Below are 13,913 nucleotides of genomic sequence, written 5' to 3' on the forward strand. Positions count from 1 at the left end.
TATCATCAATGATGTATTTCGCCCCGATAGAATTTTGCAACTTAGTTCTGTTTATCAATAGTTTATATTCAAAGATAAGATTTTGATATAATAATGTAAAGATATGAGCCCCGATAGTAGTGGAAATCCTTTTGTGGAATGAAATGGAGCAAAAGATTGAAACGGATAGCGGGATTAGCTCCTAAAAAAAAATATAGAAATCAAAACGACGAACTGAACAGCAAAAAAAAAGTGCCATCAATTAAGATGGCACTTTCGAATATAATGTAAGCTTAAAATTATAATGCTGATTTTACAGTTTTGATAATTCTTGCAGCAATTTTGTATGGATCACCGTTTGAAGCTGGTCTTCTGTCTTCTAACCAACCTTTCCATCCTTTTTGAACAGTCATTAAAGGAATTCTGATAGAACATCCTCTGTCTGAAACTCCGTAAGAGAAATCATGGATAGAAGCAGTTTCGTGTTTACCAGTTAAACGTTGGTCGTTGTAAGCTCCGTAAACTGCGATATGCTCGGCAGTAACAGGACGGAAAGCTTCACAAATTCTTTCGTAAGTAGCTTGGTCTCCACATGTTCTTAAAACTTCGTTAGAGAAGTTAGCGTGCATTCCAGAACCATTCCAGTCAGTATCTCCTAGTGGTTTTGGGTGGTATTCGATATAGTAACCATATTTTTCAGTCAAACGATCTAATAAATAACGAGCAACCCAAATTTCGTCTCCGGCTTTTTTAGCACCTTTAGCGAATAATTGGAATTCCCATTGTCCGCAAGCAACCTCTTGGTTAATACCTTCAAAGTTAATTCCGGCAGCGATACATAAGTCAGCATGTTCTTCTACTAATTTTCTTCCGTGAGTGTTTTTTCCACCTACAGAGCAGTAGTACATACCTTGTGGAGCAGGATAACCTCCAACAGGGAAACCTAATGGCAATAAAGTTTTAGTATCCATGATAAAATATTCTTGTTCGAAACCAAACCAGAAATCTTCATTATCATCATCAATAGTAGCTCTACCGTTAGAAGGGTGTGGAGTTCCATCAGCGTACATAACCTCAGACATAACTAAATATCCGTTAATACGTGTTGGATCAGGGTAAATTGCAACAGGAACTAATAAACAGTCTGAAGAACCTCCTTCGGCTTGTTTTGTTGATGAACCATCAAATGACCAGTTTCCAAGTTCTTCTAATGTTCCTTTGAAATTTTCGTGTTCTTCAACTTTAGTTTTACTTCTAAGATTTTGAGTTGGTTCATATCCATCTAACCAAATGTACTCTAACTTAATTTTAGCCATAATAATATAAATTTATTTTTTTTTGTTTTTTCGCTGGGTCAAATATAGATTTATTTTTTTAGTCCTAAAAATTAGGGGGCTATTTTGTTGGGCGGACTATAATTTTTTAGAGAAGCGCAATTTTGATAGGGGTATATTTTGAAAAAAGTAATTTTTAACACCTTAAAAAAATAAATTCGTAAAAATAACGTACTTTTTCTGAGTTTAAAGGTTATGTAATTATGAAAAAATGTTTATTTAATGAATAATACTGCGTTAATTTGTTATATTTCTTCAATTCACATTAATTATTCTTTATAAAATTGATTTTCTATTGAAAAATCCTTGTATAAAAATCTACTATTTATCTTTCAAACAGGCTTTTTTATTGTTTATCTTTGTCCTTCTTTTTTCAATAAAAAATAATACGAATTTTTAAAAATTATATACATGTCAACATTACGTTTCCAAGCTTTAAAAGAAGCTTCTACAAGAAAGCCGGTACATTTTGAAGAAATTGATAGAAAATCTAACATTTTTGGTTCAAATGTGTTTAATGAGAAAGCAATGAAGCAATTTTTAACTTCGGATGCTTTAAAAGGAGTTAGGGATGCTATTCAGCACGGAACTAAAATTGACAGAAAACTGGCAGATTATATTGCCATGGGAATGAAAGAATGGGCTTTATCAAAAGGCGTAACACATTATACACACTGGTTTCAGCCACTTACAGGAACAACTGCAGAAAAACACGATGCTTTTTTTGAAACTTCATATGACGGAAGTGATCCTGTAGAAAAATTTGGCGGAGCACAATTGGTTCAGCAAGAGCCGGATGCATCAAGTTTTCCGAATGGCGGAATCAGAAATACATTCGAAGCCAGAGGTTACACGGCTTGGGACCCAACTTCTCCGGCATTTATTTATGGAACAACTTTATGTATTCCAACCGTTTTTATTGCTTACACTGGTGAAGCTTTAGATAATAAAATTCCATTATTAAGAGCATTATCCGCTATGGATGAAGCTGCAACGGAAGTTTGTAGATACTTTGATAAAAACGTAAAAAAAGTAACCGCAACTTTAGGCTGGGAACAGGAATATTTTTTAATTGATAAAGCGTTGGCAAATTCCCGTCCGGATTTAATGATGACCGGAAGAACTTTATTAGGACACACTTCTGCAAAAGGACAACAGCTTGACGATCATTATTTTGGATCTATTCCAACTCGTGCCTTAACGTATATGAGAGATTTAGAACAAGAATGTATGTTATTGGGAATTCCGGTAAAAACGCGTCATAACGAAGTAGCGCCAAATCAATTTGAATTGGCCCCAATATTTGAAGAAACCAATCTTGCCGTAGACCATAACTCGTTATTAATGGATGTGATGCAAAGAGTGGCAGAGCGTCATGATTTTAAAGTATTATTTCACGAAAAACCATTTAAAGGCGTAAACGGATCAGGAAAACACAACAACTGGTCATTGGCAACAGATACCGGAGTTAACTTATTAAGTCCGAGTAAAACGCCGATGAGCAATTTACAGTTTTTGACATTCTTTATTAATACAATAAAAGCGGTAAACGATTACGAAACTTTATTAAGAGCTTCAATCGCAACAGCAAGTAACGATCATAGGTTAGGAGCAAACGAAGCGCCACCGGCCATTATTTCGGTTTTTATTGGAGCGCAATTGACCAAAGTTTTATCTGAATTAGAAAGCGTAACTACCGGAAAATTATCTCCGGAAGAAAAAACAGATTTAAAACTAAATGTAGTGGGAAAAATTCCGGATGTACTTTTAGACAATACAGACAGAAACAGAACTTCGCCTTTTGCCTTTACAGGAAATAAATTTGAGTTTAGAGCCGTTGGTTCAAACGCAAACTGCTCGAACGCAATGACAACTTTAAACGCGATTGTAGCCAAACAACTGAAAGATTTTAAAGCAGAAGTAGATACTTTGATCGAGTCGAAAGACATGAAAAAAGACGATGCAATTTTTAATGTTTTAAGAGAATATATTAAACAATCAAAAAAGATTCTTTTTGAAGGCGACGGTTATTCTGATGCCTGGGAACAAGAAGCTGCTAAAAGAGGTTTAAGTAATTTTAAAACTACACCCGAAGCAATTAAAGCTAAAATTTCTAAACAAGCACTTGATTTATTTGATGAATTAGGAATTTTGAATCACGTTGAAGCAGAAGCGCGATACGAAATCGAACTGGAAGAATACACGAAAAAAATTCAGATTGAAGGAAGAGTTTTAGGTGATATTGCCAGAAATCATGTAATCCCGACAGCGATTCGTTATCAAAATACGTTGATTGAAAACGTAAAAGGATTAAAAGAAATCTTCGGAAAAGAGTTTGAAACTATTGCAAAAGAGCAAATCGTTTTAATTAAAGAAATCTCGGGTCATATTGAAGGAATTAATTCTAAAGTATTGGCAATGACAGATGAAAGAAGAAAAGCAAATCATCTAACAGATGCGCAGGTTATGGCAGAAGCGTATTGCAATAAAGTAAAACCTTATTTTGAAGATATTCGTAATCACTGTGATAAATTAGAATTATTGGTAGATGACGAAAGCTGGACACTTACTAAATACAGAGAATTGTTATTTACTAAATAGTTTTTAAACACGAATTACACGAATTTTCACGAATTCTATTTTTCGTAAATTCAATATTAGATTTTCAAAAATCATCCGCAAGGATGATTTTTGCTTTATAAAAATTTGTGCTAATTTGTGTAATTTGTGGTTAAAAAAAATCTACACAATCGTAAAACCATAAAATCACTTTAATTAGTGGCTTTTTTGCTTCTCTCCAATTTAATTAGTGGTTATTAGTGGTAAAAACTTTTTCACAATCAATAAACGAATCATTCAAAAGAATTAAAAAAAGGGATTATCTTTGCACCACATCAACACAAACTAATTTTCATGAGTTCAGATTCTAGCAAAAGGTACGCACAAAGAGGTGTTTCGGCATCAAAAGAAGACGTACACAACGCCATAAAAAATATAGACAAAGGTTTATTTCCTCAGGCATTCTGTAAAATTGTTCCCGATTATCTTACACAAGATTCAGAACACTGCTTAATTATGCACGCTGACGGAGCCGGTACAAAATCGTCTTTGGCGTATATGTACTGGAAAGAAACCGGAGATATTTCTGTTTGGAAAGGAATCGCTCAAGATGCGTTAATCATGAATATTGATGATTTATTATGTGTTGGGGCAACCGATAATATCTTGCTTTCATCAACAATTGGAAGAAATAAAAATTTAATTCCCGCAGAAGTTATTTCGGCAATCATTAACGGAACCGAAGAATTAATCAACGAATTAAAATCTTTTGGAGTAACCATTCATTCAACCGGAGGCGAAACGGCTGATGTTGGAGATGTAGTTCGTACTATTATTGTAGATTCTACCGTAACAGCTCGTATGAAACGCAGCGATGTTGTTGATAATGCAAACATTAAAGCGGGAGACGTAATTGTTGGTTTGGCGTCTTTTGGTCAGGCAACCTACGAGAAAAGCTATAACGGCGGAATGGGGAGCAACGGGCTTACCTCTGCACGTCATGATGTTTTCGGAAAATATTTGGCTAAAAAATATCCTGAAAGTTATGATGCTCTTGTGCCCGAAGAATTAATTTATTCAGGTCAGGTGAATTTGACTGATGAAGTTGAAAATAGTCCAATAAATGCAGGTGAATTGGTACTCTCTCCAACCAGAACTTACGCGCCAATTATCAAGAAAATTTTAGACAAATATACACCAAACGATATTCACGGAATGGTGCATTGCAGTGGAGGAGCGCAAACTAAGATTTTACATTTCGTTCAGAATTTACATATTATAAAAGATAATTTATTTACGGTTCCGCCATTGTTCAAACTAATTCAGGAACAATCAAAAACCGACTGGAAAGAAATGTATCAGGTTTTCAATTGTGGTCATCGTATGGAAATTTACGTTCCCGAAAATATTGCTCAGGATATTATTGCAATTTCAAAATCATTCAATGTCGATGCACAAATCGTAGGTAGAGTAGAAGCGGCAGATGCTAAAAAGCTTACTATTACCAGCGAATACGGAACATTTGAATATTAATTTTTTTTAAGTTACAAAGGTTCAAAGGTTCTGAGTTGCAAAGGTTTTCTATACTGGAGTTTCAACAGGACCTTTTTTATTAATAATTAGCTTTTTTAGGAGCTAATCCCGCTATCCGTTACAATCTTTTGTGCCGAACCCCGGCACAAAAGGATTTTCACTACTATCGGGGCTAAAACAACCACGCTATGTACGAATTACTTTTTTGGAAATATTTAGAAGAGGTTTACCTAAACCATCACGAGGTTTACGAAGCTCTTGTTGAAAAAGAAGAAGTTGAAGGATTAGAAACACTTCCTGTTGAAGTAATTTTTAATCGAATCGCATCTGTATTTTCTGATTGGGAAAAAGTCGATGAAAATAGCTGGCAAAATACGAAAGGAAAAGGAGCTTTTCAGGTAATTTCAACTCCACAAAGCATTAAAATTGACTGTTATGGAACCGAAGGTAAAACCATGAACAAATTAGTCAGTTTAATGGAAGAATTCAAATGTCCGTTGTACGATCCTCAAGTTCCGGAACGTTATGACGAAATGAGTGAGTAAAATACTTTATGAAACTTCGCGATATCTTTGTGCATCTCTGCGAAATAGTTACACAAAGATGCACAAAGATTTCACAGAGAAACACCAAGAATAAAAATATGGCTCCAACAACTAATTTCAATTTCTCAGACAACATTATTTTAGAAGATGATTTGGTTTTATTGCGTCCTTTGCAAGAATCAGATTTTGATAATTTATTAGAATTTTCTATAAACGAGCCAGAAACCTGGAAATATTCTTTGGTTGGTGCAGATCGAAAAGAGAATTTGATCAATTATATTCAGTCAGCCATAAAAGCACGAGAAAATAAAAAAGAATTTCCGTTTATAGTTTTCGATAAAAAATCTCAAAAATATGCTGGCTCAACACGTTTTTACGATATTCAGCTTGAATATAAAACCGTGCAATTAGGCTACACGTGGTACGGATCTGCTTTTAGAGGAACCGGACTTAACAAACATTGCAAATTTCTATTGCTACAATTTGCTTTTGAAACCCTCGGAATGGAACGTGTAGAATTTCGTGCCGACAATAATAATGACAGGAGTATTGCCGCAATGAAAAGCATTGGCTGTAAAGTCGAAGGTGTTTTAAGAAGTCACATGCCAACCAGAAATAACGAAGTACGCCGCGATTCAATTGTTTTAAGTATTCTTAAAGAAGAATGGTTTGCCGAGGTAAAAGAAAATTTAAAGCGAAAACTTTAAAATATACCAACGGCAAAAAGAGCCAGTGGCTCGACCAATATTGTAGGGCTGTCCCGAGGCTTCGGGATTAATCCAGTTTACGTAAATAAGGAGAGTATATTATATATTTAATTTCAGTTTTGGAATTTGGATTTTAAAAAAAATTGGGATTTAATTTTATCCATCCTTTAATAATAAATCTTGTTCTTTTCGCAGTTTTATAACCAATTGATCAACGTAAAGTTTTATTTTTTGAGGCAATAAATTCCAGTTTTTATCTTTTTTAAAACTTCTGCAGTAATCTAAGTCACACTCTACAGCACGAATCACGTACTTTTGATTTTTATACACGGTGATAATTTTAACCCGTCTTATTTCATCATATTCAGTTCTTGTCCCGTAAACAATTATAGGTTCGATGTAGCCATCGCCATCGATATCTTTGGTACTGCAATATTTTGTCCAGAACCAAATGTTGGTTTCCTTAGGCTCGTAATCTTCAAGTAAATCATTAATTCTCCATTTTTCAAGAAAACCACCGTGATCGTTCTTACCACAAATTGCCTGGATTTTGGTATTTAATGTGTCTTTTTTATTTGCTTGATTTTCGCATAAAACCAATTCAAGAACTCCGCTTTTATCCTGATATTCATAAGCTTTGTAAATAGGGAAGTCAGAAATATTCTCTAGTTCTCTTTGTTTTATTTGTTCTTTATCTAAAATCGAACTTTCTGTTTTTTGTGAAAAACCAAAGGTTGAATAAAAAAGAAAAAGGAATGAAATAAATCGTTTCATGTGGTATATAAATTATAAATCAAAGATATCTAAAAGCTTTTCAGTTTACGAACATTTATATTTTTTAAATTCCATTTTTGTCGTAATTTCCTAACGTGAAATTGAAATTAATTCAGTTTTGCAAATAATATTAAATACACACCAATGAATATTGTAAAAACAAAACACCTTCTTTTTGGATTATCAGTTTTGCTATTTTGTTTTACGAGCGAACTAATTGCTCAAAAGAAAACAGACAACTTCAAAAACTTGATTCAATATGTAGACCCAATGATTGGGACAGCCAAAATGGGTCACACATATCCAGGCGCAACAGTTCCGTTTGGCAGCGTGCAGTTAAGCCCTGAAACCGATACAATTGCTTACAGTTTAAACGGAAAATACAATGGAGAAGTTTACAAATATTGCGCAGGTTATCAATATGAAGATAAAACGATTGTAGGTTTTAGCCATACTCATTTTAGCGGGACAGGACATTCTGATTTGGGAGATTTTCTTATCATGCCAACAACCGGAAAACTGCAATTGAACCCCGGAGTTGCTTCAAAACCATTATCCGGATATCGATCTGCATTTTCCCATTCGACCGAAAAAGCAGAACCGGCATATTACAGCGTTCTTTTGGAAGATCATAAAATCAAAGCAGAACTTACGGCAACAACACGCGTGGGAATGCATCAATATACCTTTCCAAAATCTGATGAAGCACATATTATTTTGGATTTAACTTCGGGAATTTACAACTATGATAAAAAGAATGTCTGGACATTTGTTCGTGTAGAAAATGATACTTTAATTACAGGATATCGCCAGACAAATGGCTGGGCGAGAACAAGAACCGTTTATTTTGCAATGTCTTTCAGTAAACCAATTAAAAGCTACGGTCAGGCGGCGCAGGAAAAAAGTGTGTATAGAGGTTTTTGGGGAAGATTTGATCAAACCAAAAATTTTCCGGAAATGGCAGGTCAAAACCTAAAACTGTTTTTTGATTTTAACACTGAAGAAGGAGAGAAAATCAAAATTAAAATGGCGCTTTCTCCGGTAAGTTCGGCGGGTGCGTTAGAAAATATGAAAAAAGAAGTTCCAGGCTGGGATTTTGAAAAAGTAAAAAAACAAAGTCAGGAAGTTTGGAACAAAGAATTGAATAAAATTCAAATCGAGACCCTTCAGAAAGAAGATTTAGTGAATTTTTACACGGCAATGTATCACGCCTTTTTAGGTCCAACGGAATACATGGATTTAGACGGAAACTACAAAGGTTTGGATATGAATGTTCATAAAGCTGAAAATTTCACAAATTATACCAGTTACTCGCTTTGGGATACTTACCGTGCTTTGCATCCATTATTTAATATAGTTCAGCCAAAGCGAAATTCAGATATGATTAGTTCGATGTTGGCACATTCAGATCAAAGTGTGCACAAAATGCTGCCCATCTGGTCGCATTATGCTAATGAAAACTGGTGCATGATTGGTTATCATTCCGTATCTGTAATTGCAGATGCGATTGTAAAAGGTAACACCAATTTCGATCCTGAAAAAGCGCTTCAGGCTTGTGTCAATACTGCAAAAGTTCCATATTATGATGGATTGGAATATTACATGAAAATGGGATATGTCCCTGAAGATAAAAATGGATCTTCAGTTTCTAAAACATTAGAGTACGCTTATGATGATTGGGCAATCGCGCAGGCGGCCAAAAAGCTAGGTAAAACCGAGATCTATAACGAGTTTATCAAAAGATCTAAAAACTATAAAAACGTTTACGACGAGAAAACAGGTTTTATGCGTCCGAAATTAAACGACGGAACTTTCAAAAAAGAATTTGATCCTTTAGATACACACGGACAAGGTTTTATCGAAGGGAATTCATGGAATTACAGCTTGTATGTTCCGCAAGATCCTGCCGAAATGATTAAAATGATGGGTGGAAACGACAAATTTAATGTTCGTTTAGATTCGTTATTCAACATGCATTTGCCGGATAAATATTTTGAAAACACAGAAGATATTACCAGAGAAGGAATTATTGGGAATTACGTTCACGGTAACGAGCCTTCGCATCACGTTGTTTATTTGTACAACTGGACAAATTCTCCTTGGAAAGCACAGGACAAAATTAGAATGATCCTGAAAAAAATGTACAGAAACGGTGCCGATGGTTTAGGCGGAAACGACGATTTCGGACAAATGAGCGCCTGGTATATTTTTAGCAGTTTAGGATTTTATCCAGTTGCGCCAGGTTCTGATGAATATGCTTTGGGAAGTCCCCTGGTTAAAAATGCTGTTTTTAACTTAGAAAATGGTAAAACTTTTGAAGTTGAAACTGTAAATCAATCTGATAAAAATGTTTTTGTGAGTAAAGTACTTTTGAATGGAAAAGAGCTATTAAGACCATTCTTAAAACATTCGGACGTTGTTAATGGCGGGAAAATTACTTTTTATATGAGTTCGAAACCGAATAAGAAGAGTTATTAAATTTTATGAGCCAAACCTAACAGGTTTTGATTTCAACATCCTGCAAGGTTTTCAAAACCTTGTAGGTCTATTTCATGATGTGTATAAATACCTACAAGGTTTTGAAAACCTTGCAGGATTCGTGGCGAAAAATTAATAAGAACAAAAAATAACAGACTTTACAAAAACTTCACGAAATTTGCACCTCAAATTAAAGATAACAATATGAAAATAAATCTAAAATCAGGAATTGATAAATTGCTTTTCGGGATGAAGCAAAACGATGTAACGGCTGCTTTAGGAAAACCTGATAAAAATTATAAAGACGAAGATGATAATGTGATTTTTGTATATAATGCACACAAAATCAGATTGACATTTTATGAGGAAGAAGAATTGAAATTAGGCTATTTAGTAGCTTCAAGCAATGATTTGGAAGTTTTTGGATTCAAAATAATCGGAAGAAAAATTGCCGATGTAAAGAAAGATTTTGCTGCAAAAGGCATTACAAAATATACTCAGGAAACTTTTGATACTTTCGAAAATTATTTCAATGAAGACAATTGGTTTATTCTTCAAACTGAATTTGATGAAGTTGTGAAGTTTGAAGTAGGAGCAATCATTAATGATAAAGATGAATTTGACTGGAAGTTTCCAGTGAAGAAATAACACAGTTCCTCAGCATGACAAACAAAAAAACCGACAATCACTTGTCGGTTTTTTTTATCGTTAGCAATTAAAAGAAATTACCCTTTCAACCATGCAGTTTTAAGTTTCTCTTTTGAAGCATCTGTAGCTTTAAAAGTTTCTGCCTCTTCGAATGGCACTTTTACAGTTCCTTTAATAGTCTGTTCAACGCCGCCACGTTTTATTTTAACTGTAATTGGATCGTTTTCTTTCCAGTTTTCACTTTCTCCAATCAAATCATAAATGTTATCCAGGTTATATGCTTTGTTATTTATAGAAACAATAGCATCACCTGCTTTAAGGTTTAAGTTAGTGAAGAATACATTTAAATCCATATCAGGACGAACACTTATTACTTTTGTTGCTTTATCAATTCCAATGTATGGAGTTTGCCCTTTAATGAAAATTGATCCCGGTTTTTTCTCAGAAGATTTTGTTACGCCTACTTTTGCTAAATAAGTTTCATAAGGAATAGGAGTAGTTCCGGCGACATAAGTTTTTAAAAATTCACCAACTTCAGGATATGTTAATTGAGTAATTTTGGCAAAAAGCTCATTATCATTAAATGGTTTTTCAACTCCATATTCACTTGATAATTTATGCATTAAGTCAAGAATTCCTCTTTCTCCATTACTTTTTTCTCTAATAATGATGTCAATACACATACCAATTAAAGCTCCTTTTTGGTATACATTTAAATATTGATCTTTGTAAGGCTCCTCTAAAACATTTTTACTCATTACTGTAAACGACATTGTATCGTTTAAACCTTTTGCCTGTTGTATTTTATCAGCAATACGAGTATAGAATTCGGTTTCATCAATTAAACCCTGATTGATTTGAAAAAGGTTTGCAAAGTATTCCGTTACACCTTCATACATCCATAAATGCTCTGACATTTGTGGTGCATTATAATCAAAATACTGAATTTCTTTTGAATGTACAGTTAGCGGAGTTACAATATGGAAAAACTCATGAGAAACTACATCTTTCATAGATTCAACCAATTTTTCTTTTGGCATTGATTCCGGCAAAACAACTGTTGTAGCAGTTGGATGCTCTAAGGCACCAAAACCATGTGCATCATCTTTTGCCATGCTTGATAAATACAATAAAACAGTATATTTTTTAGTCGCATTTACTTTTCCTAAAAAGTTTTTTTGCGCTGTCATCATTGTTTTCATTTCCGGTGTAATACTTTCGGCTGTAAATTTTCCTGTTGGAGAATAAACGGCGATTAAAATATCCATTCCGTTTACATTAAAAGTGGTATAGTCTGGTTTAGAATACATGATTGGATTTTCAACCAAAACAGCATAACGAGGTGTAGTAAAAACGTCACTTGTTTTGCTTGCATCTTCATCATTCATAGAAGTTGCTCCCCAAAGTGTTTCAGGATGCGTAATGGTAACTTTATACGGAACATCTAATTTATCCTGAAAATACCCTACAAAACCGTGTGTATTGACCATGAAATTGATTCCTGCGTTGATATTAGTTCCTGCTGGTGAGAAAACGTCATCATTACCAAAGCCGGTTCCTTTTTCAGTATCAAAAGTATCACCAACTAAGTAAGTTATTTTTTTTAATGTTTTAGCATTTGAAATTGACCACGAATTATCGTCGATTCTTTTTACTGTTAAAGCATTTCCTTTAGCATCAAAAGCTTTAAAATCATCAGAGTATTTACCGTAATTATCTGTAGAATAAGTTCCGGGAACTGTTTTTGGAATACTGTAAATAATTTCATCTGTTTTTATTTCCGGTGGAGTAACGGTTACTAAAACTTTATCGTCTTTTACGTCGACAAGATTTATAGTAACGGCCACTGTATTACTTTTTGCAGCTCCGGAACCCGTACCGGTTTTACAGCTCCAAAACGTTACCGCAAGAGCTAATGTGTAAAGTATTTTTTTCATTTGTTTATGTTTAGTTATGTGTATTTGACTTATAAAATGTAATTATGTTACATAAAATTAAAAATAAAAAAAAACTCCCGATTCACAGGAGTTTTATGCTAGTCAAGTTTGTTCTTTATATAATATTTTCCATCCAAATCTTCATCAAAATCATCTATTTTAACGGGTTTTGGTTTTGGTTTATTTGCGATCGCCTTCTTTTTCCACATTTCAAATTTTTCGAGTGGCATTTTCTTTTTCATGATTTCCAGAACTTCTTTTTCTGCCAATCCAAATTCTTTTTTTATAATTTCAAATGGATTTCTTTCTTCCAAGGCCAACGAAACAAGTTTTTCCGTTTGTTCCCAGCTCAACTCTTTGCGGTTACTCTTTTTCATCACGTGAAAATTAATTCAAAATAGGGGTTAATGATTAATAGATTGATTTTCAATTTAAGTATCAATATTAATAAAAAAAATAATTAGTTGGTTCGATCAGGTATGTTTTTTTTAATGATTTTGCTTGTTTTTTTCGGATCTTGATTTTTGAAACGGAATTTTTAATAAATTTTTCAATTTGTTGTGCTCATCTGCTGCCATGTGTGTGTCTACGCCATATATTAATTCTTCTTTTGGTAAAGTTGTAAAAGTGCCAAAAAGCCGATCCCAAACAGAAAAAATGTTTCCATAATTGCTGTCCGTATAGGGTAAAACATAATGATGGTGCACTTTGTGCATATTAGGAGAAACGATAAAATAACTCAGAATATTGTCTAATTTAGGAGGAAGCGAAATATTAGCATGATTGAACTGAGAAGCTATGACAGATAATGACTGATAAAGAAAAACCATCCACATAGGGCTTCCGACTATTAAAACGCCTGCAGTTGTAAATAAAAAACGAATGATACTTTCTCCGGGATGATGTCGATTTGCAGTTGTAGTATCAATCCAGGTATCTGTATGGTGAATTAAATGAAAACGCCATAAAAATTTTATTTTATGTTCGATAAAATGCACCAGATAAGCACCTATTAAATCTAATAAAAGCAAACCAAGAATGGCATAAAGCCAAATTGGAATTTTTGGCAGCCATTGTAAAATTCCAAAATTGTTTTCAGTAGTCCATCCGGCAGTTTTAATGAGTATAAAAGCTAAAATGAAATTTACGATAATAGTGGTAATCGTAAAAAAGATATTTATTCCTGCGTGATGCCATTTTCTATATTGCATCCTGAATAGCGGAAATGTATTTTCGATAAGCCAAAAAATAGTTATTCCTCCAACCAAAATTAAACTTCGGTGTGAAGATGGAATCGTACTGAAATAAGCAATGATTTCATTCATAATAAACTATTTAAATAGAATAAACTTTGTAGCCTTAAGAGCGTATTAAAGTTACTGATATTTCATAAAAAAAGAGAAAATCAAATATAAATAT

At 33.8% G+C, this 13,913-nt stretch carries 11 protein-coding genes; 6 read left to right on the plus strand and 5 right to left on the minus strand.

What is annotated here, in order from left to right; genetic code table 11:
* Positions 1-278: 278 nt before the first annotated feature.
* Entirely contained in the window at positions 279-1,295 is a 1,017-nt protein-coding gene (locus tag SD960_RS13145) for a glutamine synthetase beta-grasp domain-containing protein (protein ID WP_072971733.1), read from the minus strand.
* 429 nt (positions 1,296-1,724) lie between these two features.
* On the opposite strand from SD960_RS13145, the gene SD960_RS13150 reads away from it, so the two are divergent.
* From SD960_RS13150 to SD960_RS13165, 4 genes are all read left to right on the plus strand, one after another.
* The gene (locus SD960_RS13150) at positions 1,725-3,914 is read left to right on the plus strand and encodes a glutamine synthetase III (protein ID WP_318803773.1); all 2,190 of its coding nucleotides are present in this window, start codon (positions 1,725-1,727) and stop codon (positions 3,912-3,914) included.
* A 312-nt stretch (positions 3,915-4,226) separates the two neighbouring features.
* Positions 4,227-5,405 (plus strand): AIR synthase related protein, encoded by a 1,179-nt coding sequence (locus tag SD960_RS13155; protein WP_318803775.1) that lies wholly within the window; start codon positions 4,227-4,229, stop codon positions 5,403-5,405.
* 188 nt (positions 5,406-5,593) lie between these two features.
* Positions 5,594-5,950: a hypothetical protein gene (locus tag SD960_RS13160; RefSeq protein ID WP_318803777.1), complete on the plus strand. Its 357-nt coding sequence runs from the start codon at positions 5,594-5,596 to the stop codon at positions 5,948-5,950.
* A 98-nt stretch (positions 5,951-6,048) separates the two neighbouring features.
* Positions 6,049-6,657 carry a GNAT family N-acetyltransferase gene (locus tag SD960_RS13165; protein ID WP_318803779.1) on the plus strand — a complete coding sequence of 203 codons (609 nt, stop codon included), beginning with the start codon at positions 6,049-6,051 and terminating at the stop codon, positions 6,655-6,657.
* Positions 6,658-6,813: 156 nt separating this feature from the next.
* Here SD960_RS13165 and SD960_RS13170 read toward each other — a convergent pair whose 3' ends face one another.
* On the minus strand, positions 6,814-7,431 hold the full coding sequence (locus SD960_RS13170) for a M949_RS01915 family surface polysaccharide biosynthesis protein (protein ID WP_318803780.1): 618 nt from the start codon (positions 7,429-7,431) through the stop codon (positions 6,814-6,816).
* Between the two features lie 144 nt (positions 7,432-7,575).
* Here SD960_RS13170 and SD960_RS13175 point away from each other — a divergent pair, with 144 nt between their 5' ends.
* On the plus strand, positions 7,576-9,909 hold the full coding sequence (locus SD960_RS13175) for a GH92 family glycosyl hydrolase (protein WP_318803781.1): 2,334 nt from the start codon (positions 7,576-7,578) through the stop codon (positions 9,907-9,909).
* A 204-nt stretch (positions 9,910-10,113) separates the two neighbouring features.
* Positions 10,114-10,557 carry a hypothetical protein gene (locus tag SD960_RS13180; protein WP_318803783.1) on the plus strand — a complete coding sequence of 148 codons (444 nt, stop codon included), beginning with the start codon at positions 10,114-10,116 and terminating at the stop codon, positions 10,555-10,557.
* Between the two features lie 77 nt (positions 10,558-10,634).
* Here the strand turns inward: SD960_RS13180 and SD960_RS13185 are convergent, their stop codons facing one another.
* The 3 genes from SD960_RS13185 to SD960_RS13195 form a co-directional block, all read right to left on the minus strand.
* Positions 10,635-12,494 (minus strand): peptidase M61, encoded by a 1,860-nt coding sequence (locus tag SD960_RS13185; RefSeq protein WP_318803784.1) that lies wholly within the window; start codon positions 12,492-12,494, stop codon positions 10,635-10,637.
* Positions 12,495-12,592: 98 nt separating this feature from the next.
* Positions 12,593-12,871 (minus strand): DUF2805 domain-containing protein, encoded by a 279-nt coding sequence (locus SD960_RS13190; protein ID WP_042563191.1) that lies wholly within the window; start codon positions 12,869-12,871, stop codon positions 12,593-12,595.
* A 111-nt stretch (positions 12,872-12,982) separates the two neighbouring features.
* Positions 12,983-13,819, minus strand: a complete 837-nt coding sequence (locus tag SD960_RS13195; protein WP_318803793.1) for a sterol desaturase family protein — start codon at positions 13,817-13,819, stop codon at positions 12,983-12,985.
* Positions 13,820-13,913 lie beyond the last annotated feature (94 nt).

This window comes from Flavobacterium sp. MMLR14_040, assembly GCF_033657265.1.
GTDB lineage: Bacteria > Bacteroidota > Bacteroidia > Flavobacteriales > Flavobacteriaceae > Flavobacterium.

Excerpts from the sequence above, each read along its gene's own strand:
- SD960_RS13180 (WP_318803783.1), top strand. The coding sequence starts at position 10,114 with ATGAAAATAAATCTAAAATCAGGAATTGATAAATTGCTTTTCGGGATG.
- SD960_RS13190 (WP_042563191.1), bottom strand. The coding sequence starts at position 12,871 with ATGAAAAAGAGTAACCGCAAAGAGTTGAGCTGGGAACAAACGGAAAAA.
- SD960_RS13155 (WP_318803775.1), top strand. The coding sequence starts at position 4,227 with ATGAGTTCAGATTCTAGCAAAAGGTACGCACAAAGAGGTGTTTCGGCA.
- SD960_RS13185 (WP_318803784.1), bottom strand. The coding sequence starts at position 12,494 with ATGAAAAAAATACTTTACACATTAGCTCTTGCGGTAACGTTTTGGAGC.
- SD960_RS13145 (WP_072971733.1), bottom strand. The coding sequence starts at position 1,295 with ATGGCTAAAATTAAGTTAGAGTACATTTGGTTAGATGGATATGAACCA.
- SD960_RS13150 (WP_318803773.1), top strand. The coding sequence starts at position 1,725 with ATGTCAACATTACGTTTCCAAGCTTTAAAAGAAGCTTCTACAAGAAAG.
- SD960_RS13160 (WP_318803777.1), top strand. The coding sequence starts at position 5,594 with ATGTACGAATTACTTTTTTGGAAATATTTAGAAGAGGTTTACCTAAAC.
- SD960_RS13175 (WP_318803781.1), top strand. The coding sequence starts at position 7,576 with ATGAATATTGTAAAAACAAAACACCTTCTTTTTGGATTATCAGTTTTG.
- SD960_RS13170 (WP_318803780.1), bottom strand. The coding sequence starts at position 7,431 with ATGAAACGATTTATTTCATTCCTTTTTCTTTTTTATTCAACCTTTGGT.
- SD960_RS13195 (WP_318803793.1), bottom strand. The coding sequence starts at position 13,819 with ATGAATGAAATCATTGCTTATTTCAGTACGATTCCATCTTCACACCGA.
- SD960_RS13165 (WP_318803779.1), top strand. The coding sequence starts at position 6,049 with ATGGCTCCAACAACTAATTTCAATTTCTCAGACAACATTATTTTAGAA.